General features: G+C 58.8%; 20 protein-coding genes and 1 tRNA gene. 18 read left to right on the forward strand and 3 right to left on the reverse strand.

From position 1 onward, the window contains the following. The first annotated feature begins 36 nt into the window (after positions 1-36). The 13 genes from VNL17_07225 to VNL17_07285 all read left to right on the forward strand — a co-directional run bounded on the left by VNL17_07225 (position 37) and on the right by VNL17_07285 (position 13,780). Positions 37-1,083 carry an alpha/beta hydrolase gene (locus tag VNL17_07225; protein HXI83867.1) on the forward strand — a complete coding sequence of 349 codons (1,047 nt, stop codon included), beginning with the start codon at positions 37-39 and terminating at the stop codon, positions 1,081-1,083. Positions 1,084-1,148: 65 nt separating this feature from the next. After that, the gene (locus VNL17_07230) at positions 1,149-2,951 is read left to right on the forward strand and encodes a DUF305 domain-containing protein (protein HXI83868.1); all 1,803 of its coding nucleotides are present in this window, start codon (positions 1,149-1,151) and stop codon (positions 2,949-2,951) included. Positions 2,952-3,120: 169 nt separating this feature from the next. Next, positions 3,121-4,068 carry a catalase family peroxidase gene (locus tag VNL17_07235; protein ID HXI83869.1) on the forward strand — a complete coding sequence of 316 codons (948 nt, stop codon included), beginning with the start codon at positions 3,121-3,123 and terminating at the stop codon, positions 4,066-4,068. A gap of 374 nt (positions 4,069-4,442) precedes the next feature. Beyond that, entirely contained in the window at positions 4,443-5,417 is a 975-nt protein-coding gene (locus VNL17_07240; protein HXI83870.1) for an NAD(P)-dependent alcohol dehydrogenase, read from the forward strand. An 8-nt stretch (positions 5,418-5,425) separates the two neighbouring features. Beyond that, the gene (locus VNL17_07245) at positions 5,426-6,154 is read left to right on the forward strand and encodes an SDR family oxidoreductase (GenBank protein ID HXI83871.1); all 729 of its coding nucleotides are present in this window, start codon (positions 5,426-5,428) and stop codon (positions 6,152-6,154) included. A 17-nt stretch (positions 6,155-6,171) separates the two neighbouring features. Then, entirely contained in the window at positions 6,172-7,566 is a 1,395-nt protein-coding gene (locus VNL17_07250; protein ID HXI83872.1) for an FAD-dependent oxidoreductase, read from the forward strand. 17 nt (positions 7,567-7,583) lie between these two features. Continuing rightward, positions 7,584-8,060 carry a RidA family protein gene (locus tag VNL17_07255; protein ID HXI83873.1) on the forward strand — a complete coding sequence of 159 codons (477 nt, stop codon included), beginning with the start codon at positions 7,584-7,586 and terminating at the stop codon, positions 8,058-8,060. 51 nt (positions 8,061-8,111) lie between these two features. Further along, the gene (locus VNL17_07260) at positions 8,112-9,452 is read left to right on the forward strand and encodes a glycosyltransferase (GenBank protein ID HXI83874.1); all 1,341 of its coding nucleotides are present in this window, start codon (positions 8,112-8,114) and stop codon (positions 9,450-9,452) included. Positions 9,453-9,514: 62 nt separating this feature from the next. Further along, positions 9,515-10,459 carry an aldo/keto reductase gene (locus tag VNL17_07265; protein HXI83875.1) on the forward strand — a complete coding sequence of 315 codons (945 nt, stop codon included), beginning with the start codon at positions 9,515-9,517 and terminating at the stop codon, positions 10,457-10,459. An 83-nt stretch (positions 10,460-10,542) separates the two neighbouring features. Next, entirely contained in the window at positions 10,543-11,406 is an 864-nt protein-coding gene (locus VNL17_07270) for an alpha/beta hydrolase (protein HXI83876.1), read from the forward strand. A 122-nt stretch (positions 11,407-11,528) separates the two neighbouring features. Beyond that, complete coding sequence (locus VNL17_07275) at positions 11,529-12,440, forward strand: alpha/beta hydrolase (protein ID HXI83877.1); 912 nt, start codon at positions 11,529-11,531, stop codon at positions 12,438-12,440. Positions 12,441-12,668: 228 nt separating this feature from the next. Continuing rightward, positions 12,669-13,244, forward strand: a complete 576-nt coding sequence (locus VNL17_07280; GenBank protein ID HXI83878.1) for a hypothetical protein — start codon at positions 12,669-12,671, stop codon at positions 13,242-13,244. 17 nt (positions 13,245-13,261) lie between these two features. Next, on the forward strand, positions 13,262-13,780 hold the full coding sequence (locus VNL17_07285; protein HXI83879.1) for an ATP-binding protein: 519 nt from the start codon (positions 13,262-13,264) through the stop codon (positions 13,778-13,780). An 8-nt stretch (positions 13,781-13,788) separates the two neighbouring features. Here the strand turns inward: VNL17_07285 and VNL17_07290 are convergent, their stop codons facing one another. Then, positions 13,789-14,085, reverse strand: coding sequence for a putative quinol monooxygenase (locus VNL17_07290; GenBank protein HXI83880.1), 297 nt, complete (start codon positions 14,083-14,085; stop codon positions 13,789-13,791). A 57-nt stretch (positions 14,086-14,142) separates the two neighbouring features. Here VNL17_07290 and VNL17_07295 point away from each other — a divergent pair, with 57 nt between their 5' ends. From VNL17_07295 to VNL17_07315, 5 genes are all read left to right on the forward strand, one after another. Then, positions 14,143-15,102, forward strand: coding sequence for an ABC transporter permease (locus tag VNL17_07295; protein HXI83881.1), 960 nt, complete (start codon positions 14,143-14,145; stop codon positions 15,100-15,102). Continuing rightward, positions 15,099-15,899, forward strand: a complete 801-nt coding sequence (locus tag VNL17_07300) for an ABC transporter permease (protein HXI83882.1) — start codon at positions 15,099-15,101, stop codon at positions 15,897-15,899. The genes VNL17_07295 and VNL17_07300 overlap by 4 nt, the downstream gene beginning before the upstream one ends. 98 nt (positions 15,900-15,997) lie before the next feature. Further along, on the forward strand, positions 15,998-16,825 hold the full coding sequence (locus VNL17_07305) for a DUF2092 domain-containing protein (GenBank protein ID HXI83883.1): 828 nt from the start codon (positions 15,998-16,000) through the stop codon (positions 16,823-16,825). A 2-nt stretch (positions 16,826-16,827) separates the two neighbouring features. Next, positions 16,828-17,568 carry a DUF6515 family protein gene (locus VNL17_07310; GenBank protein ID HXI83884.1) on the forward strand — a complete coding sequence of 247 codons (741 nt, stop codon included), beginning with the start codon at positions 16,828-16,830 and terminating at the stop codon, positions 17,566-17,568. 45 nt (positions 17,569-17,613) lie between these two features. Beyond that, positions 17,614-17,703, forward strand: a tRNA-Ser gene (locus VNL17_07315). Between the two features lie 9 nt (positions 17,704-17,712). On the opposite strand, the gene VNL17_07320 is transcribed toward VNL17_07315, so the two are convergent. After that, entirely contained in the window at positions 17,713-18,993 is a 1,281-nt protein-coding gene (locus VNL17_07320) for a (Fe-S)-binding protein (GenBank protein ID HXI83885.1), read from the reverse strand. Positions 18,994-19,007: 14 nt separating this feature from the next. Then, positions 19,008-20,636 carry a tail fiber domain-containing protein gene (locus VNL17_07325; GenBank protein HXI83886.1) on the reverse strand — a complete coding sequence of 543 codons (1,629 nt, stop codon included), beginning with the start codon at positions 20,634-20,636 and terminating at the stop codon, positions 19,008-19,010. Positions 20,637-20,709: the final 73 nt, after the last annotated feature.

Here is a 20,709-nt window from a genome sequence, read left to right on the forward strand (position 1 = left end):
CAAGCCAAGAAAGATTTACCCATGGACACAAACACAATGTCCGAGGAAATCAGCCGTCGCCGCTTTTTGGGCCTTGCGGCTATGAGCATTGCTGCCGCCGAGTTCGGCATGATCGGGTCTGCAAACGCACAATCCGGCAAGACAACCACGGCAGCTGTGCCCCCGATTAAGCCGGGCACAAACACATCGCTTGGCCCGATCAAGCAGATCGACGCCGGCCTCCTGAATGTCGGCTACGCAGAAGCCGGCCCTGCCGATGGTCCCCCTGTAATTCTTCTGCACGGCTGGCCCTACGATATTCATAGCTTCGTCGATGTCGCGCCTTTGTTGGCGTCGGCAGGCTACCGGGTGATCGTCCCGCATTTGCGCGGCTATGGCACGACGCGCTTTCTTTCCAGTGAAACGCTCCGCAATGGCCAGCAATCAGTCGTGGCTCTCGATATCATCGCCCTGATGGATGCTCTCAAGATCAAGAAGGCGATCCTCGCCGGTTTTGATTGGGGAGCGCGGACGGCTGACATCATGGCGGCGCTCTGGCCGGAATGCTGCAAGGCGCTGGTCTCCGTGAGCGGTTATCTGATCGGCAGCCCTGAATCCAACAAGATGCCGTTGCCGCCAAAAGCTGAGCTCGCATGGTGGTACCAATATTATTTTGCCACGGAACGCGGCCGGGCGGGGTACGACAAATACCGGCACGATTTTTCGAAGCTCATTTGGCAGCTCGCCTCGCCGAAGTGGAACTTCGATGATGCCACGTTCGATCGCAGCGCAACGTCCTTCAACAACCCGGATCATGTCAACATCGTGATCCATAATTACCGTTGGCGGCTCGGTCTCGCTGAAGGCGAGCCGAAATATGACGATCTGGAAAAGCGACTTGCTGAGGGCCCGGTCATCACCGTGCCCACCATTACCCTGGAAGGCGATGCCAATGGTGCACCACATGGGGATGCCAGTTCCTATGCCAGGAAATTCTCGGGCAAATATGCGCACCGGATAATCAACGGCGGAGTCGGGCACAATCTGCCACAAGAAGCTCCCGAGGCGTTTGCCAAAGCCGTTGTGGATGTTGACCGTTTCTGAGGAGAGCAACGATGGCCTAACCAAGAAGATCAGTCGCTAATCGTTCTCAACGAAAAGAGCAATCCATGAATCCATCTGGCAACACGAGCACTAAGCTGAAGCAGCATTATATTCCGCGCGCACTGGTGCTTGTGATTTTGTCGTGCCCGCTAACAGCTCTGCCACATGAGCACACTGACCAAACGAATGCGAATCCGCTGTTCGCACAAGAGCTGATGCAGAGCATGGAAGTTATGGACAAGGATATGATGGCCGCGCCGATGACCGGCGACCCCGACCCCGACTTTTGCGCCATGATGATTCCGCACCATCAAGGCGCGATTGATATGGCGAAAGCAATCCTGTTGCACGGCAAAGACGACGTCGTGCAACGGCTGGCGCAAGAAATCATTGTCACACAAGGGCAGGAAATAGAAGTGATGCGCCTGCGGTTGGCCGCAATGCAATCGAATACGACGAACGTGCTGCGAAATCAGCAACCAGAATCGATGTCTTCAATTCCGATTTCCAGTCATGACCGTGTCTACACCGCCGACCAGACTTCGGGCACTGTTTCCGTGATTGACCCCGCTTCAGACAAACTGTTGGGCGTTATCCGTCTTGGCGACCCCGTGCCGGGCGCGCTCAGCCCGCTTTACCGAGGCCAGTTGCTTGTGCATGGCATGGGATTTTCACCAAATCACCGAACGCTGGCGGTAGTGTCCATCGGCTCTAACTCAATCACATTGATTGATACGGCCAGCAACAAAATCATCGGAGTCATCTATATCGGACGCTCACCGCACGAGGCTTTCTTCACGCCTGACGGGAAGGAACTCTGGGTAACGGTGCGCGGCGAAAATTATGTCTCGGTGATTGATCCCGTGGAGATAAAGGAGGTGCGCCGTGTGCAAACTGCCAATGGGCCGGGCATGGTCCTGTTTCGCCCCGATGGACGCTATGCCTTCGTGCCCTCCAGCTTCACGCCGGAACTGGATGTGGTGGACACTCAAAGTTATGAAGTGGTAGCCCGCGTTCCGCAAGCCAGTCCATTCTCACCAAACTTGGCCGTGAGTCGCGACGGAACAGAAGTTTGGTTCACGTTGAAAGACTCCGGCAAAACACAGGTGATGAGCGCGAAGCCGCCATTTGACATTCTTGCTACGCTTGATTGCGGCCCACTCTGCAACCACGTCGCTCTGGTGGACAATGCCAACGGGAAATTCGCGTATGTGACCGTGGGCGGAGAAAACCTCGTGAAAGTTTTTCGCCGTGGCGAAAACCCGAACTTGGTTGCCACCATTCCCACCGGCGATCTTCCGCACGGCATCTGGGGATCGGGGGATGGAACGCGGGTGTATGTCGGATTGGAAAATCAAGATGCGGTCATTGCCATAGATACGCTCAAGTACACAGTTCTCGCCACAATTCCCGTCGGTCAGCAGCCTCAAGCATTGGTCTATGTTCCGCAAGCTGTTACAGATGGCGACGGCACGGCTAATCTTATGCCGCTCGGCGATGCAGGTAATGCGGCACACCTTGCCTTGATTGCACCGGAAGGCAAAGGGAGTTCGGCACACGCGACGGTGTCTGTCAATAATTTGGGTTCACTCGACTTGTTACAGGCTGCGTTCTCCGGCCTTAAACCGGGACAAAAATATACGCTCTGGTTGGTGGAATCTCGAACCGCGCCTTTCGGGCGGAAAGAAGCGCTCATCACCTTTCAAGCAAATCTGGCCGGGGCGCAAGTCGCGCAGGCAATTGGCCCGTTACGCAAGGTTCTTACCTCTGCGAGCGAAACGCCGGTTCAAGAACGGTTTTTGATGCTTGCTCAAGCGGACAGCGATGTGCCGACGCTGATTCAAAAGCAAGGTGATCGAAACCATTAAAAAAATTTCCAGAACATGAGCGCATCCAATCTTTCACACGACGCGGACGAATTCACCGGCAAGCGAATCCTGATTACCGGCGGCATCGGCCACAATCTGCCTCAAGAAGCCACGCAAGTGTTCGTCTAAACGATGATCGACGTCAACCCTATGAAATAAGGAGGATCTCATGCCCCTGCCATCCGATGAAAGAATCGTTCAGCTCGCCAATGAATTGCTTAAGGTCTTTGAGGTCCTTGCCGGAAGCCACCCAGGATATCGGCCCGCGCACGCCAAAGGAATTCTGCTAAAGGGCACCTTCACCCCTGCGCGTGAGGCCGCCTCGCTCACACGCGCGCCACATATCCAGCGGGCTTCCACGCCGGTCGTTGTCCGGTTTTCGGATGGGTCGGGACTTCCCATGATCCCTGACAATGATCCGAACGCCAGCCCCAAGGGCTGCGCCATCCGTTTTTATCTGGCCGAACATGTTCACACGGACATCGTCAGTCACTCCACGGACGGTTTCCCCGCGAAAAATGGCCAGGAGTTCCTGGAGTTCTTGCGAGCGGTGGTGGCGGGTAAGGCACCGGCGTTTTTAGCTGACCACCCGGCCGCCCTCGCCTTCGCGCAAGCCCCGAAGCCAAGCCCGGCTAGCTTCGCCACGGAAGCCTTCTTCGGCGTGACCGCGTTTCGATTCACCAACCGGGATGGTATGGCGCGTTATGGCCGCTATCGCATCGTCCCCCGAGCAGGGCTCCAGCATCTGGACGACGAAACGGCAAAGTCCAAGGGAGCCAATTACTTGTTCGACGAGATTAAGGAACGCGTCGCTCGGAGCCCCATCCGATTCGATATCCAGGTCCAGATCGCTGAAGATGGCGATGTGGTCAATGACTCCACCGTGCACTGGCCGACGTCTCGGCCCGTCATTCCCTTGGGCACGGTCGCTTTGACGGAACTGGCTCCTGATGACGAAACGCACCGAAAAATCATCTTTGACCCGATCCCGCGCGTCGAGGGGATTGAGCCTTCTGACGACCCTCTGCTGGAGTTGCGTGCTGCCGCCTATCTGCTGAGCGGCCGCAAGCGCCGCCAGGCGATTGATTCGCACGCGACCGTGTCGGAGCCAGCGTAAAAAAGGGTCATGACCCTGCTCTTTGAATCTTGGGACCTTAGGACGGTCCGTCAAAAAACATAATTTGCTTCCTTCGAAGAGTTGGGGAAGCTTGTGGCCAGGCGTTGGTCGCGGAAAAATCTTAACGTAAGGAGGGCATCGTAGGTCACTTCGACGCCTGGAAACAACCGGAACTCCGTGGGGCGTTCAAATCATCTCGTTAACACACAACCAACCATCTCTCAGCGAAAGGAATCGCCATGGCAACCAGAACCAGCAACGAACCGGTGAGCGGATTGAAGCAGAAACAGTCGGCGTCTACTACCGTCCGAAGTTTCGGAACAGGAGGCGCGAAGACTTATCAGGCCTGGATTGCGAAGGCAGCAAAACAGCCAATGATGCTCGAAACCGTTGACCTCGGACCGCTCGGGGCCGAGGACGTTGAAGTCGCTGTCGAACATTGCGGTTTGTGTCACTCCGATCTCTCCGCCTTGAATAATGACTGGGGCAACTCGCAGTACCCCGCGATTCTCGGCCACGAGGTCATCGGTCGGGTCGCGGCCCTGGGTCCGAATGCCAAGGGACTCAAAGTCGGGCAGCGCGTCGGTGTCGGCTGGAACTCGGGTAGCTGCATGCACTGTCACCAGTGCCTGTCGGGGAGCCAACACCTTTGCCCGGAGGCGCAACCAACCATCTTCGGTCATCGCGGTGGGTTCGCGACCCACATCCGCGCGCATTGGGCCTGGACCATCCCGCTGCCGGAAAAGCTGAACTTCGCCGACGCTGGGCCGCTCCTGTGCGGGGGTATCACCGTCTTCTCGCCGCTGAGCATGCATGCGAAGCCGACCGACCGGGTGGGAATCATCGGCATCGGCGGGCTGGGACACATGGCCGTGAAGTTCGCCGCCGCGTACGGCTGCGACGTGACCGCGTTCACATCAAACGAGAGTAAGTTCGAGGAAGCGAAGGGTTTCGGGGCAAACCACGTCGTTTCGAGCAGGGACTCGGCGGCGATCAAGAAACTCGCCGGTAGCTTCGACCTCCTGATCAGCACCGTCAACGTGAAGCTCGATTGGGATGCGATGATCGGCGCGCTCGCGCCAAACGGTCGCTTGCACGTCGTCGGTGCTGTCCTTGAACCGATCCCGGTCGCAGCCTTCTCGCTTATCCTGCAGCAGCGTAGTATCTCCGGTTCCCCGGCGGGATCGCCGGTGGCGATCACAACAATGCTCGACTTTGCTTCACGGCACAATGTCGCGCCGCAGACCGAACACTTCCCGATGAGCAAACTCAACGAGGCCTTCGCCCGACTGGAATCAGGCAAGGCCCGTTACCGGATTGTTCTGGACGCGGATTTCCAATCCGTCTGACCACAGCCATGAGCGGCCCACGAAAAACAGCCATCGTGACCGGAGCTTCGCAGGGGATCGGCGCAGGAATCGTGAAAGCGTTTGTCGAACGGGGGTTCAACGTCGTCGCCAATTCCCGGAAGATGACTCAATCCGCCGAGGTCGTGGCTTCCGACCACGTCGCGTTGGTGGACGGCCACATCGGCGATCCGGCCACTGCCGCCCGGATCGTCGAGACAGCCCTGTCTCGCTTTAAGTCGATCGACGCACTGGTCAATAACGCCGGCATCTTCTTCACGAAGCCGTTCACCGACTTCACGGCCGATGACTTCAACTCGCTCGTTTCGACGAACCTCGAGGGCTTCCTGTACGTCACCCAACTCGCGGTCAAACAAATGTTGGCGCAGAAAACCGGCGGGAGCGTTGTGACCATAACCGCTGCGCTGGCCGCAAATCCGATCGCTGGCGTGAAGGCCTCCGTGCCCATGATCACCAAGGGTGGCCTCGATACGATTACGAAACACCTGGCAATCGAGTATGCGAAGGACGGGATTCGCTTCAATGCCGTCGCTCCGGGCGTCGTCGATACTCCGCTTCACAAAAACGACCCGAAGGAGGCTCTTCAATCACTAAGCCCGATGGGTGTTCTTTCCAGTGTTAAAGACGTTGTCGACGCCGTCATGTATTTGACGGAAGCGCGCACGGTTACGGGAGAAATTCTGAACGTCGATAGCGGCGCTCACATCGGCCGTTGGTAATTGAAAGGAGATTCATAATGGCATTGGAGCAGTGTCACAATCTCGTGATCGGAAGCGGTGTGGCGGGAAAGCTCCTCTCTTGGAATCTAGCGAAGATGGGACAGAAAACGGTCGTGGTCGAACGCTCGATGATCGGGGGGTCTTGTCCGAATGTGGCTTGTCTGCCGAGCAAGAATGTCGTTTATAGCGCCAAGACCGTTTCCCTCGTGGATCCAAAGACCGGACTGGGAGTGGTGACCGGTCAGACCCGTGTCGATATGGCCGGCGTCGCTCGCCGCAAACGTAAGATGGTCGAGGATCTGATCAAGCTCCACCTCGACGAGTTCAAAGCCAGCGGTGCGGAGCTGGTCATGGGCGAAGCCCGCTTCACCGAGCCGAAGACCGTGGATGTGACCCTGAACGCCGGCGGGACACGCCGCCTGCGCGGTGAGCGTGTCTTCCTTGATGTTGGCACGCGCGCCACCATACCGCAGGTGCCCGGACTTGACGCCGCCATGCCGATGACGCATGTCGAAGCGCTCAATCTCGAACGGTTGCCCGAACATCTCGTCATTATTGGCGGGGGCTATGTCGGTCTGGAGTTTGCTCAGGCGATGCAGCGCTTCGGCAGCCGCGTCACGATCGTTCAGCACGGGAAACAACTGCTCGAACGAGAGGATCCGGACGTGGCAGAGGCGCTCTTGGAATTGATGAAAGACGAAGGCATCGAGGTACTGCTGGAAGCTGAAGTTCTGCGTGTCACGGGCCGATCCGGTGCCAGTGTCCAATTTCAACTACGCGTTGGAGGATCAGACAAAGCTCTCAATGCCTCCGACATTCTGGTAGCAGCAGGCCGAACACCCAACACGGATCGGCTTGACACGGCCAGGGGAAACATTCGCCTGGATTCACATGGCTATATTCAGGTCAACGAAAGGCTCCAGACGAGCGTCGCGGACGTGTGGGCGATGGGGGAATGCGCCGGCAGCCCGAAATTTACGCACGTCGGCGCCGACGACTGCCGTGTTGTCCTGGATAACCTCGCCGGCGGCAATCGCACGACGCGCGATCGGCTCATTCCTTATTGTCTGTTCACCGACCCGGAACTGGCCCATGTCGGCATGAATGAATCCGAGGCGAAGGCCAGGCACGTTACTTATCGCCTGGTCTCACTTCCAATGTCACACGTGTTGCGAATGCGCACACTTTCACAGACGCGAGGTTTCTGCAAAGCGTTGATCGGGACCGATGATCGTATTCTGGGTTTCACCGCCTTCGGTGCCGAGGCGAGCGAAATGATGGCGGTTGTCCAGACCGCGATCATCGGTGGCATGCCCTACGCCGCCCTCCGGGACGCGATCTTCACCCATCCGACCGCTGCTGAGGGATTGGGAAGCCTGTTCGCGAGCACTCCCATATCCGCGACAACTTAATAAAAGGAGCTATCGTCATGACCACAAGCACAACCACCGCCGAGGGCCGTCTCGCCGAACTCGGCATCAAGCTCCCCACGCCGCCGGAACCGTTTGGCACCTATGCGGAAGCGGTGCAGACAGGCAACCTGCTCTTTCTGACTGGGATGCTTCCTACGGAAGGCCGCGCGCCGAAATTCATCGGGCGCGTCGGTGCGGAGCTAGATGTGGAAGCCGGGCGCAAGGCGGCTCACCTCGCGGCGCTCAACGCCCTCGCGGTTGCGCGACAGCATTTGGGTTCGCTCGATAAAGTGACGCGGATCGTCCGGCTTGGTGTGTCGGTCGCGACTTCGGGTGACGTCCGCGATCAACCAAAAGTCGCCGATGGCGCTTCGGACTTGCTGCAAGACGTTTTCGGAAAAGACAAGAATCCTTGCCGCCTGGTGGTTGGCGTCGCCAGTCTTCCACTCGGCACCCCGGTCGAGTTGGAAGTTATTTTTGAGGTGAAGCTGTGATCCAATGATCTTTGTTCATCCCTGGGCTCGGTGTACTATCGATTAGATTTTGTGGAATTAGCCTCTCCCACAGCCGAGCGCGCAACAAATCGCCGCGGTGCGCGGATCGTCGTCGCCACGTACGGCTCGTTGGGCGACCTGTACCCGTACATCGCCATTGCCCTCGGCCTCAAGGCACGCGGACATGAGGCAATCGTCGCAACCGGCGAATGCTACCGAAAGAAAATCGAGGCGCTGGGAATCGGCTTCCGGCCAGTGCGACCGGACAGTGACTGGGTGACCGACCCCGAGGTGATGCGGCGAATGATGCACCCCCGCTGGGGTCTGGTCCGAGTCATTCGAGAAATCTGGCTGCCGGCGTTGCGAGAGACTTACGGAGATACATTGAAGGCAGCGGAAGGAGCGGACTTTCTGCTTGCGATGCAAGCCAACTATGCCGGTTCGCTTGTTGCCGAGAAGAAAGGTATTCCCTGGGCCTCAGCAATGCACATTCCACTCGGCTTCTCTTCGGCCTACGACCCTTCGCTGCTGCCCGGCTTTGAGGGTCTGTCGAAGCAATTCCGCCGGCTCGGCCCGACCTTCTGGAAGCCGTTGCGAAGTTTTCTCAAGCGGGCGGCGCGGGGCTGGGCCAGGCCGTTGTACCGTTTACGCGATGAAATCGGCCTGCCGCCCGACACGACCGTAAGCCCGCTGACCGATGGCCATGCTCCGTTGCTCCACTTGGCTTTGTTCTCCAAACGGCTCGCCGACAAGCAACCCGACTGGCCACCGCAAACCGTCGTCACCGGATTCCCGTGGTATGACGGGGATGGCGAAGCTGGCTTGCCGCCCGCTCTCAACCGATTTCTGGACGAGGGTCCGCCGCCCATCGTATTCACACTCGGTACGGCCGTGGCGGAAGACCACAGCGCGCGGGAATTCTTCGAACACAGCGCCGCCGCCGCGAAGTTGTTGGGCCGCCGAGCGGTCCTCATCCTCAAAGACCCTCATAACCGACCCGCGACATTGTCAGAGGGTGTCGCGGCCTTCGACTACGCCCGGTTCTCTGAACTGTTTCTGCGCGCAGGTGTCATCGTCCACCACGGCGGGATCGGCACGACGGGGCTGGCGATGCGGTCCGGGCGTCCCATGCTGGTGATGCCCTGCGCGTGGGACCAGCCGGACAATGCCGAGCGCGCCGCCCGGCTGGGCATCGCCCGCATTATTCCCCGCCACCGCTACACCGCCGCCCGCGTTGCGGCCGAGCTACGACACCTGCTCGACGATCCGTCCTACGCACGGCGCGCATCGGAGATCGGCAAGCAGGTAAGCCAGGAAGACGGCGTGCAGCTTGCCTGTGACGCTTTATTAGGAGTGCTTCAGGCGTCCAACTCTAACAGGAAGTTTTCTTAAGATTTGTTTGCATCGTCCAAAAAATTGGGGAATCTTTTTCACTAGGGCCCAAGGAGACAATAATGCTGGCCACTGACGACCTTCGCTATACGAAGATACCTCTCAACAACGGCTCCGGTGCCGTCCCCGCACTCGGCTTTGGCACACTCATTCCCGACTCCGTCGCAACCAGGGTCGCGACCAGGGCGGCGCTGGAAGCAGGATTTCGCCTGCTCGACACTGCGGAACGTTACCGAACCGAAAAAGAGGTCGGGGAAGCGATGCAGGAAGTGTTCAAGGAAGGGAGGGTCAAGCGGGAGGACGTGGTTGTCGTCACGAAGCTCTGGAATACTAATCATCGTCCGGAACGCGTCAAACCCGCTTTCGAGGCAAGTCTCCAGAAACTCCAACTCGAGTTCGTCGATCTCTATCTCATCCACACCCCTTTTGCCTTCCAACCTGGAGACGAGCAAGACCCAAGGGATGCAAACGGCGCGGTGATCTATGACAAAGGGGTGACGTTGCTCGATACCTGGAGGGCGCTGGAGACACTGGTGGACGAAGGCAGGTGCAAGGCTATCGGATTATCCGATGTCAGTCTGGAACAGGCGAAAGGAATCTTTGATGCCGCGAGGATCAAGCCCGCGGTAGTTCACGTCGAATCCCATCCGTACCTTCCGGAATGGGATCTTTTGAACTATTGCAAAAAGAATGGCATCGTGCTGCAAGCATTCGCCGCGCTGGGGCATGGCATGGAGCCCCGGTTGCTGGAAGATCCTGTCATCACCGCCATCGCCAGGCGAGTCAACAAGACCCCGGCGCAGGTTTTGCTCGCTTGGGCTATCCAGCGCGGGACGGCTCTCCTGACCACCTCGAAGACTTCCGCCCGCATCAAGGAGAACTTCGACGTCTCAGCCATTCCTGAAGACGCCATGAGGGAGATCACTGAAGGAATCAAGACTCGGGTCCGGCTTAATTCCGTCGTGGAAACCGGCGTTCCCGGGTTTATTCCAAGAGAAAAGCGATGATGAGAAAGCAATCGCTTCAACTTGGTCTGGTCGCCATGCTCATTCTATGTGGCAATGTGCTCGCTCAGTCAAAGGAGTCTGCCATGACCCAACCCACCTCGTACCGTACCGTAAAAATCGACGGACTCTCCATCTTCTACCGCGAGGCCGGACCGAAAGACGCCCCAACCCTTCTGCTGCTTCATGGACTCCCGTCGTCATCCCGCATGTTCGAACCGCTCTTCGCCCGGCTCTCCGATCGCTATCACCTGGTCGCTCCCGACTATCCGGGCTTCGGACACAGCGACGCGCCGACGCCGAAAGAATTTTCCTACACCTTCGACAACATCGCCAACGTGATGAACCACTTCACCGAGGCCTTGAACCTGACGAAGTACACCCTCTACATGCAGGACTACGGTGGCCCCGTCGGTTTTCGGATGGCGCTCGCCCACCCGGATCGCGTCGAAGCCCTGATCGTCCAGGATGCTGTTGCCCACAACGAAGGCCTCGGCGCGAACTGGAAGACCAGGCGCGCGTTCTGGGCGGACCGCGCCTCAAACGAAGCCGCATTACGTAAGAACCTGCTCTCCCTCGAGACCACACGGACGCGGCATGTGGGCAATGACCCACACCTCGAGAGGTACGATCCCGATCTTTGGACCGACGAATACGCGTTCCTGAACAAGCCCGGCGAAGCCGACATCCAGACCGATCTATTCTACGACTACCGCACCAACGTGGACTCCTACCCCAAGTGGCAGGCCTGGATGCAAAAGACCCAGCCGCGCCTGCTGGTGATCTGGGGGAAATACGAACTCTCGTTCGACCCCTCGGAGCCGGAAGCCTATCGCCGCGACGTGCCGAAGGCGGAAGTGCACGTCGTCGATGGCGGGCACTTTGCCCTCGATACCGCCGCCGATGAAATCGCCAATCTCGTCCGCCGTTTCCTGTCGAACAAACCCTAGGACGGTCCCTCAAAAATAAATTTGCAACCTTCGAAAACTTGAGGAACTGTGCAGAACAAGGCGTTGATCGTGGCGAAAAATCTATTTCGACGAGAGCTAACGAACAAGAAAGGAGAAGTACAATGCCCTACATTACTGTCGGCAAGGAAAACTCGGGGAACATCGATCTCTACTACGAGGACCACGGTTCTGGTCAGCCGGTTGTCTTGATCCACGGATATCCACTGAACGGTGCCTCATGGGAGAAGCAGGTGCCGGCTCTGTTGAGCGCGGGACACCGTGTCATCACCTATGATCGCCGAGGGTTCGGCAAGTCCAGCCAGCCAACAACGGGCTACCACTACGACACCTTCGCCGAGGATTTGCGCAAACTGATAACACATCTCAAATTGCGTGATTTCGTGTTGGTTGGTTTCTCGATGGGTGGCGGCGAAGTGGCGCGCTACCTCGGAAAATACGGATCGAAGGACGTGAGCAAGGCGGTGATCCTTTCCGGAGTGCCTCCGTACCTTCTCAAGACGCCGGACAATCCAGAAGGCGTGGACAAAAAAGTCTTCACGGGGATCGAGACCGCCATCAAGGCCGATCGTTACGCGTTTTTCACCGAATTCTTCAAGAATTTCTACAACACCGATGTGTTGATGGGAAAGCGCGTCAGCGAGCAAACGGTGCAGGCCAGTTGGAATGTCGCAGCCACCTCCTCGGCTACGGCCACGTTCGAGTGCGTGAGCACGTGGTACAGTGACTTCCGTAAAGATGTGGCACGCATCGACGTGCCCACACTGGTCATGCACGGCGATGCCGATCGGATTCTTCCCATCACCGCTGCGGGACCGCGCACCGCCAAACTTATCAAGGGAGCCCTTCTGGTAGTAGTAGAAGGTGGGCCGCACTGTATCACCTGGACGCACCCGGAAATCGTGAACCGCGAGCTGTTGGCTTTTCTGGGAAAGCCAACCGAAACGGCCCGTCAAAGTCCGTTGGGAAAAGTCGAGAGTGGTAAGAAGTCAGCACAGCCGGTGTCGAAACGATAAATGTTCGACGTGCTGACACTCAGACCTGCTCGCGTTCCTCAAGACGTAGCCGCGTGATTAAAAATGATGGACCCGCGAGTAGAGAAAGCCGCGCGTAATAATGCGAAGTGGTGCGACGACGTCTGTCGCGCGCACGGCACATCTGGTGAGTTTCATGACACTCTCTGGCTCAACCACCACACGGTCCCGCGCTTCTATCCCAACGTGGTGACCCTTACTCAAGGCGGCATGACAGCCCAACTGGAAACCATTCAAGCCTTGGTAGCCACAGGCCTGCCCGGCAATTGGGGCGTCAAAGACAGTTTCAACACATTGGATTTAACGGCGCTAGGTTTCCAACTGGCATTTGAAGCCACATGGCTGTGGCGCTCGCGATCGCAACCTCTCCCCAAGCACACGGCTCCCGGTCTCCGCTGGATCTATATCCAGAGCGAGCCTGAACTGGCAAAATGGGAAGCCGCCTGGAACGGCGATCTCGCAAACAATTCATCCACCTCCAAACCGCGGCTCTTTCCACCATCCCTGCTCGCCAATCCGGGAATCGTCTTCATTGCCGCCTACTACGACGAGTCACTCGTGGCCGGCGCTATCGCAAACCACACCGACGATGTAGTCGGCCTGTCGAATGTATTTTCCACACCGGATAACGCGCAGACATTCTGGACCGGCTGCATCACCATGACTCAAGAACGCTTTCCAGATTTGCCGATGGTTGGTTATGAGCGCGGCCCACAACTCGCCCTCGCTCAGGAAATCGGTTTCGAAATGTTACAACCGTTGAAGGTCTGGACCCGACGGGCGTAGCCTGAGCACAGAATCACATGGCGACTCTTTTCCTAATTTGCGGACTACCTGGCGCGGGAAAAACCACCCTTGCCAAACGACTGGAAGTGTCGCGCTCCGTGCTGCGATTTTCGCCTGATGAATGGATCGCGAGGATCATGAAAGATCCCTCGGATACAGTCGAATTGGATCGACTGCGCGACCCGGTGGAATCATTGCAATGGGACGTGGCGCAGAAAGCCCTCAATCTCGGGCTAAGCGTTATCTTGGAAAATGGCTTTTGGGCCAGACAAGAGAGAACGATATTTCAATCCAAAGCCCGCGCGCTGGGTGCAAGTGTCGAACTCCACTTTCTCGACGTCCCCAAGGATGAATTGTGGAATCGATTGAACAAAAGGAATGCCGACCGACTAGAGGGCTCATTCGTCGTCACGAAGCAACAACTTGATTCATGGTGGACTTCCTTCGAGCCGCCAACCACCGACGAATTCAACACCTACGACAATTACCAGGGCGAACAGGTCAATTCCGTGAAGGCGTCGAAAACTGCTCCCTGAGATCGGCGTTACTCCGTCCAAAAAACCTCGCCAAACTTCGCGCTCGTCCGCGGCTCGGCCATCATCGGGGCGACAGTGTCGCGCCACTTGGCGTAGTGCGCGGTCTCCTTGTGTTTTGCGGGCGCGTCGGCCGTGCGATAAACCTCCACCAACACAAAGCGTGTGGGATCGTCGGCTTGCTGCACCACGTCGAAGCGGGCGATGCCGGGCTCCTTCACGCTCTCCCGCGCGTTTTCGACGCAGGCTTGTTTGAAGGCCTCGACGTTTTCCGGTTTCACATGGACGTGAACGTGAACAATCAACATGGCCTCAACGTATAATATTGGGACGTTCTTCGTCAAATACCCAAACATCCCACGAAAATGTTTCGCAGCAACAGCGGCTCATCATTACACTACTCCGCCATGCACGTGTTCCTGCTGCGGCGGGTGGGGTCGCTGGTGGTGGCGCTGTTCGTCGCCAGCATCGCGGTCTTCCTGCTCGTGCGCGCGGTACCTGGGGACCCAGCGCGGTTGCTCCTGAAAAATCCGACACCGGAACGGATCGCGGCGATTCGGCAACGACTTTCCCTTGACCGTCCGCTTGCCGTGCAATACTGGATTTGGTTCAAGAATGCGATCGGGCGCGGGAGTTTTGGTGAGTCCATTGTCACGGGCCGCGATGTGAAGGAAGACTTGGCGCGGACGTGGCCCGCAACGATTGAACTTTCTATTGTGGCCCTCTTGATCGCCACCGCCGCCGGTGTGTGGCTTGGGATCTTTTGCGCGCGCCATGCGGGCACGTGGAAAGACGCGCTTGGGACGACAGTGAGTCTCGTCGGTCTCAGCGTGCCGGTCTTCTGGCTGGGATTGCTCGCGATGTTGCTGTTTTCGCTGCAACTCGGCTGGCTGCCGGCGGGTGAACGCGGCGGCCTCGATCATCTCATTTTGCCGGCGCTCGTGCTGGCGACGATCCCGGCCGCGTTCGTCGCGCGGGTGGCGCGGACCGCCGTGCTGGAAACGCTGGGTCAGGATTTTATCCGAACAGCCCGGGCCAAGGGCGTGAGCGAACACACCGTTCTTTATCGCCACGCGCTGCGCGCGGCGTTGGTTCCGATCGTGACGATGATCGGGGTCGAGTTCGCATATCTGCTGGGTGGCGCGGTATTGACAGAAACAGTGTTCGCCTGGCCGGGAATCGGGCGTTACATCGCCACTGCCGTGCTGGCTCGGGATTACCCCGCGATTCAAGGTGCGCTGCTTGCGCTCGTGGCCATGGTGATGATCGCGAATTTCGCGGTGGACATCGCGCATCACGCACTCGATCCGAAACTACGGCGATGAAGCGCAGGAATTCACTTCTCTGGGTCGGTTCCACGATGCTAACCGTGGTGATTCTCGCGGCAGCACTGGCGGGCGCGATCTCCGCGCATGGGCCAACAGAGCAAGTCTATCGCGACCTCGCTCTCGCCGCGCCGTCGTGGTCGCACTGGGTCGGAGTGGACGGAGTGGGCCGCGACGTACTAACGCGACTGCTGTACGGCGCGCGGGCGACACTGGGCATTGCTCTTGGAGCCACCGCGATTGCAATCTTGCTGGGAACCGTCCTCGGAGCGGCTGCGGGTATTCTGAAAGGATGGTTCGATGCGGCCATCAGCCACGCAACAGATTTCCTGTTGGCATTCCCCTCGATCCTGCTTGTGCTCGTCGCGTTGACAATCCTCTCCCCATCGCCCACGAGCGTTGCCATCGCGGTTGGCATTGCGAGCTTGCCAACCGTCGTGCGACAGGTACGTGCGGCCTTCGTGTCGGAAGGTGCGAAGGAATACGTGCTTGCGGCGCGGGCCACTGGCGCGGGTCAGTGGCGCATCGCCGCCTTGGAAATTCTGCCGAACTGCGCGGGACTGATCCTCGTGCTGACAACCCTCACGCTCGGCAGCGCCGTGCTCGAAGCCGCCGGGTTGGCGTTTCTCGGGTTGACGGGCCAGCCTGACGTGCCGGAATGGGGCATGATGTTGCGCGAAGAACGCAGCACGTTCCGCATCGCACCCTGGCTCTGCGTCGCGCCCGGCCTGGCCATCACCTGGACCGTGTTGTCCTTCAACCTCATCAGTGACGGCTTGCGCCAACGCTGGCGGTGAACGGCCTTATGGGTCCGATTGTCCAATCCGGTTGTAAAACCCAAGTGCTGAATTATAGTGAATTACGGCGTTACGCTGATCAGTCGACGGAGGAACCTATGAAAGAACCGGGCCGAACGATCCATCCCAACACCCACAGGTTGCATTCGATTCTCGCTGTTTTCGCGCTGGCAGGTCTTTGGACCGTATCCATCTTCGGGGCGGATGTGAAGCCGACGGATGCAAAGCCGGTCGTCGATCCCTCAGCGGACAAACTGTTAAAGCGTATGGGTGATTACCTGGCGCAAGCTCCCTTTTTCTCCGTGAACGCGGAGATATGGCAGGACGTGCAATTGGGCTCGGGACAGCAAGTCCAGGCCGGTCGAACCGTTGGACTTCAAGTGCGCCGTCCTGACCGTTTCCACGCGGAGGTGCATTCCACACGTCGCAATCGCGAGTTGTTTTATGATGGCAAGTCGTTAACCCTTCTCGATCGCGTGCAGAATTTCTACGGGAGCGTTCCCGCCCCGGCTTCGCTTGACCAGGCGCTGGACGCCGCCAGCGATCGCTTCGGAATCGAGATGCCGCTGGAAGACCTCATCGTCAGCGATCCTTACGAAAGCGCCGTGCGGAAGATCGTTTCGGGGCGGGACATCGGCCCGGTAACAGTTCTCGGCACGCCCTGTGAACACCTCGCGTTCTCGTTGGGCAGAGTTGATTGGCAGATCTGGATCGAGGATGGTATGAAGCCGGTACCCCGCAAAATCGTCATTACCTATAAGGATGAGGAAGGCACCCCGGAATACACGGCGATTTTCTCCAACTGGGATTTTCAAACCAAACCGCCCGACTTCCTGTTCGTTTTCGAGCCGCCGTCGGGAGCCTCGAAGATCGATGTGGAAGAGATCAAAGCCAGAAATCAAACGCATCAACAAGAGGGCAAATAACCATGAGATTTGCCAATTCCATTTTGCGCCGAAAAATCTGGGTCAGCCTGACTGCGCTTTTGGTCGCATGGCCGCTCCTTTACGCACAGCGCCAGCTACCAGGCGGTCGTCCTGAGCCCGCACAGCGCAGCGAACCCGCGCGTGCACCCGTACAACACAGTCAACCTGCGTTCGTCAACCGTTCCAACCATGGAAGCGTCCGGCATGTGGACGAACATCCCGCTCCCCGACCGGTCCAGCGACCGTTCGACGGGCCCCATAATTTCAACATGCATCACGACGTCTACGTGCATCACGACGTTGATGTGGACTTCCATCACCGGCGGCATTGGAACAACTTTAGGTTTGGTGCGCGGTTTGCCATCCTGCCGGTGGGATGCGTATCGGTCGTGGTGGGTGGGTCCCCCTATTACTACGACGATGGCCTCTACTACCAACCAGCGGATGGGGGCTACCAGGAAGTTTATCCGCCGGTCGGAGCGGACGTGCCGGAATTGCCCGATGGCGCGGTCGCCATCGATGCCGGAGGCCAGACATATTATTATGCCGGCGGCGCGTTTTATGTGCAGCAGGGCGATGGCTATGTCATCGCGCCTACACCAATCGGGGTTACAGTCCCAGAACTGCCGCCCGGGGCCATACAGGTGGTTGTCAACGGCGGCATCGCGTATCAATTCAACGGGATTTACTACCAACCCGTGTTCGTCGACGGCGTGACCCAGTACACGACCTTCCTGCCCTGATGGCTTGCGCCATCGTCAGCACTGCGCTACTCTGGGCCCGGTTTCGGAGGGGTGCCAGAGTGGTTGAACGGGCTGGTCTCGAAAACCAGTAATGCCGTAAGGCATTCGTGGGTTCGAATCCCACCCCCTCCGCCATTTCCCCGATTACATCTCACCGCGATAGGCTCGTGCCAGAAGTGTGACGGGGTGCACGACCTTGATATCCAATCCGGACTCCCGCACCCCGTACCGGATCTGCCCGATGCATCCGGGGTTGCCGGTCGCGACGATCGGCGCGCCGGTTGCGGCAATGTGTTTCACTTTGCGTTCCAACAGCGCCCGGCTCATCTCCGGCTGGGTGATATTATAAATGCCCGCCGACCCGCAGCACCATGTAGCCTCGGGTAACTCAACCAGTTCCACACCGGGAATCGCGCGCAGCAGTTCGCGTGGTTGTTGCGAGATCTTCTGGCCGTGCACGAGATGACACGCCTCGTGGTACGTGACGCGCACCGTTGTAGACCGCGTGCCCTCACGCGGCGTTTGGATGCCAATCTTCACCAGCCACTCATGGATGTCATAGACCTTCTCATCCCAGAGCCTGGCGCGCGGATCGTCCGGTAGCAAATGCCCGTAACGTTTCATGAAAGAACCGCAACCGGCGCTGTTGACGATGATTGCATCGAGCTCTTTAAACGGAAAGGCATCGAGGTTTTGGCGCGCCAGCTTTCTCCCCAAATCGAGTTCGCCGTTGTGTCCCATCAAAGAACCACAGCAAGACTGCTTTCGCGGCGTGAAGACTTCGCAACCGTTCGCCAGCAATACGTCCACGGTATCGCGGTTCACATCCGAGTACGCGACATCCTGCACGCAGCCCACCAGCAAACCGACGCGATAGCGATGAGGAGTCGTGGGTGATTCGGTTTCCCGTATCAAATCGAAGGAGAACTTGTCGCAAATCTTCGGCTGCTGCGCGCGCAGTTCCCGCAGGCGGCGCGGCAGAAGCAATGCGAGGGCCCGGGAAAAACCAACGGCTTCATCGAAACGGAGAAGCTTCGCGATGAACCGCAGCCGGTGGGGCCTGGCGAACAACCACCGCAGCGCGAACGCGCGAATGAGGTTTCGTTGCGCGCCGGCTTTCGCTCCGCTGGATTCCACTTCCGCGCGGGCGTACTCAATCATCTCCGCGTAGTTCACGCCCGCGGGACAAACAGTCTCGCAGGCCAGGCAGCCGAGACAGAAATACATTTCGTCGGCGAACTGCGGGGAATTCGGCGCGAGCCGCCCGTCCGCCACCGCCCGCATCAGCGCAATGCGCCCGCGCGGGCTGCTGGTCTCATGCTTCGTTGCTTCGTACGTGGGACACGTCGGCAAGCACATCCCGCAATGAATGCATTGCTGCAGGACGGAGTAGTCCAGCTGCTGAAGAAGGTTCTGCGAGTGCATTCAGTGGCGTCGCGCTAGTGTGATGACAGTTGCAGTTTCTGCATCTGTTCCTGCAGCGTACGGATTTGTTGGCGTAATTCGATGATGGAGGTGTCCCTCTCCTGCAACATTTGATAAAGGCCCTGGATGGCGGCCAGCGCCACGCCATCGGCGTCCACCGTCGTGATGCGGGTTTCGTCTTCGCCCACGCCAAACGCCGCCTTGAAATCCTGTGCGGTCGGCCCGATGTGACGGATGGATTCGGCTTGCGATTTGTAGTTCCAGGTTTTCACCGGGATGTTAGCCAGCTTCATCAGCAACGCCCGCGCATCCACGTCGGCGAAGTTGGCCTTGGCATTCACGTCGCTGAGCGACGCCCACGCGCCGCCGCCCGCGGCCAGCGTGACGCCTGCCGTTGGTGTGCCGGTATTGTTGATCGCGGAGACAAACCGCACGCCGCCCGTGGCCCGCGCGGTGAACTCGTTGGATGTGGTTGAGGAGATCGCGAAATTATTGTTGTCCGCCCAAACGAACGCGCCTTCGTTGACGGCCTGCGCGCGACGACCTGCGGCAAAACTAGCGGTGCCTGTGGCCTGACAATTCGCGCCGCCCGGCGCTATCGCGTGATCCCCGCTGGCATTGTTGAAGCCGCCTCCACTCACGGTCGCGAAATCACCGCCAGCGCTGTTGCCTTCGCCGCCACCCACCGTCGCCAGCGCCCCGCTGGCCGTGTTGTTGTTGCCCCCGCCCACCGTTGCGGTGACGCCGCTCGCTATGTTGAAATCGCCCCCGCTCACAGTCGAGGCGTCGTTGGTGGCCGTGTTGGCCAGACCGCCGCCCACGGTCGTATGCCCGTCGCTGGCTGTGTTAGCCTGGCCGCCGCCCACCGTCGCGCCGGTACTGCTGGCGATGTTGTTCTCACCACCACCGACTATCGCGCCGGTGCCACTGGCGAGATTGATCTTTCCGCCGCCCACGGTCGCGTGGTCGCCGCCGGCTGTATTAGTAAAGCCGCCACCCACCGTCGCGCTGTTGGTCGTGGCTTGGTTCTGCTGGCCCCCGCCAATGCTTGCAAAGGAGCCGCTGGCACCGTTGTTTGCGCCTCCCCCAATCGTCGCAACAAAACCGCTGGCGATGTTGTTTGCGCCGCCACTCACCGTTGCGGCTACGTCGCCAGCGACATTGTCCTGTCCGCCGCCCACCATCGCGTATTGGTTGCTGGCGATGTTGCCTGCGCCTCCGGCTGCTGTCCCGAGGTCGCCACTGGCCGTGTTGTTTGCGCCACCGCCGACCGCCGCGCCGAAGCCACTGGCGACGTTGCCCTGCCCGCCGCCGACGGTCGTGCTATTGGTGGTGGCCTGGTTCTGCTCACCCCCGCCCACGGTCGCGAAGTCGCCACTGGCCGTATTGTTCCCACCGCCACCTACGGTCGCGGCAATACCGTCGGCGACATTGTTGGTGCCACATAATACCGAGGAAAAATCATTGCTGGCGACGTTGCCGAAGCCACTGACGACGGTCGAATACCGCCCCTTGGCCGCGTTATCATCGCCACCTTTAACAAACGACTTGAAGCCCGTGTGCACGTTCTTGGCGTGTGCCGATAACGCCAGTAGCAGCCCGAACAGGAAGGCAAACGAGAAGATGACTCTGGGGTGTTTCATTGAAGACCTCCATAAAGACCTTGGTTATTTTTGCAGACACTTCACGCGCAGAGGGCGCGGATCATCTGCGGTT

The organism is Verrucomicrobiia bacterium, assembly GCA_035577545.1.
In the GTDB taxonomy this organism is placed as follows: Bacteria; Verrucomicrobiota; Verrucomicrobiia; order Palsa-1439; family Palsa-1439; genus Palsa-1439.